Source organism: Okeania sp., from assembly GCF_983059655.1.
Genome location: NZ_CEZPJD010000628.1, coordinates 2,553 through 4,838 on the forward strand (window position 1 = coordinate 2,553; position 2,286 = coordinate 4,838).

General features: G+C 32.6%; 1 protein-coding gene. It reads right to left on the reverse strand.

Annotation, left to right across the window (positions count from 1 at the left end):
* Positions 1 to 1,721 (reverse strand): AAA-like domain-containing protein (locus AC3DU7_RS25545; RefSeq protein ID WP_488042091.1); only part of this gene is annotated, 1,721 nt, incomplete at its 3' end.
* Positions 1,722 to 2,286: the final 565 nt, after the last annotated feature.

The following is a 2,286-nucleotide window of genomic DNA, read 5'->3' on the forward strand; positions in this document are numbered from 1 at the left end:
GTTGGTGCAAGTTCTAAAAGTCGCTCTAAAGTCATTTTTCCTCTGGCTATTTCATAAAGTGCTAGACGTATTAAATAGGGATGTCCTCCTAACATTTCTATTAGTTTTTTTATTTGTTCTTCAGACCTATTCAAACCATGTCTTCTTACTAAATCTTTGACCTGTTCTAAGTTAAATTCTGGTAACTCAATTCCTAATCCCACATTGAAGGGAGATTGATTAATATTTAGAGGAATATAAACCTCCTTGGAGTGAACAATTATTAATCGTAATCTTTGCCAATCAGGATGATTTTTACCTTGTTCGTGCCAAGCGCGTAATAAAGCAAAAAATTCTGTTGCTAAATCGGGATTTTGGAAAAGTTGGTCAACTTCATCTAATCCTAAAACTATGGGAGTTTTAATTTCAGCAAGCAAATATTTTGAGAAATATTTTGTACACCTTTTTTTCACTCCTAAGACTTTTTTCCAATATTTTTCTAACTGTTCCTCTAAATCCAATTCGTCGCTAATACTTACACAAAACCACTGCAAAAATTTCTCTAAGTTTTCGATAAATTCTGCATCTATAGTTTGAAAATTTAGATAAACTGTTCGATGACCTTGCTGACTAGAATGAGCTAAAATTCGCGATAATAAAGAACTTTTTCCCATCTGTCGAGGCGCTTTAATTCTAACTAATGCGTTTGGTTTTTCAATAGCTTGAAAACATTCTGATTCGATAGGCGATCGCTCAATATAAAAAGGAGAATTTAGAGGCACTTGACCAGAAGGTAGTTCTATATTGGGAATAATACGTCTGAACTGATTAGGAGTACGTCTCGAAGGACTAGGAGTAGGTGCCGTAGGTGCATAGCATATCTTTTCTCTCAATCTTATTAAATTTGATGTAATATTCGATAATTCTGCCAAAGCAACTTTAGCATTTAGGTAGCGCTGATGCCAGTCAACTCTTACCATTTTTATTAAAAAATTAACTAACTCATCACTGACATCGGAAAAGAAAAAAAGTCTTTTACAGTTTATTTCTCCATAGCTATTTTGAGGAAATATTTGGGGAATTTTTCTTGTTAAAGCTTGAATTGCAGTTACTCCAACGGCATAAATATCGCTAGCAAATTGGGGTCTACCTTGTATTTGTTCCACAGGCATATAACCACGAGTTCCAATGGTAATAGTGCTGGTAAATTCCCCATACTTACCAACTACTATTGTACTAACTTCTTTAACTGCCCCAAAATCAATTAAGACTAATTTTCCATCAGTTTTTCGCCTCATAATATTTCCCGGTTTTATATCCCGATGAATTACATTATTTTGATGAATAAAATTCAGTAATTCCAGAATATCTGTTAAAAATTTGATGATTTGAACCTCACTCCAATAGGAATTCATTTCTATAGTTAAATCGTGACCTACTATAAGTTCTTGAACTAGGAAAAATTCTCCTTCATATTCAAAATAAGCATATAAAGTTGGGATTTGACGATGCCTTCCTAATTTATTTAAAATCCGACCTTCTTGCTCAAATAATCTATCAATTTCTAAATTTTTTTGTGTCGGTTTTAGTCGCTTGACAACACACTTTCGTTTAGGAATTTCCGGTATATCTAAATCTTCTGCAAGATAAGTTTCACCAAACCCACCACCTTTGCCTAATTTGTCAATAATGTGATAACGTTGACGTAGAATTTTTCCGATCAGTAAATTATATTCAGACATGAGTAAATAATACTTTTATCAAAATTTAAATTATTTCAAGAAGGAAGAAGGAAGAGAGAAGAAGGAAGAAGGCGTTTAGTTATCTCGGAGATAAGGTTGATGATTAATATTTGATTATTTCTCCTGCGAAGTGCTAACCAAACAGCTATTCCATCATTCAAGAGTAGTAATAAAGACTGCTATAGATAAATATTACTCTGCATTTTTTAGGTATGCTTGAAGTTGTTTGGTAAAATGCTCTAGTTTGATATTTCAATTATTAGATGAAAGTAGAGCGGTCACTTTGCTTTTATTCCTTTTTTCGGCTTAGATAATTTTTCAATAAATTTAGATACCTTTGCTTTCTATTAATACCTTTTAATATATCAATCAAAGGAAAGATTAGGACAGATCAAAAGCTGAAAACTCAGACAACGCAAGATTATTCCTTCTACTATAACGTTTCTCATGGTAGTGAGATACAGTTATCATTATTGTCTTTTTATTCCCTGTTCCCTGTTCCCTCAAACCTAAAATTTTATACATCGCTAGTATGGGAATTACTATATATCTCTATTTTTTAGCT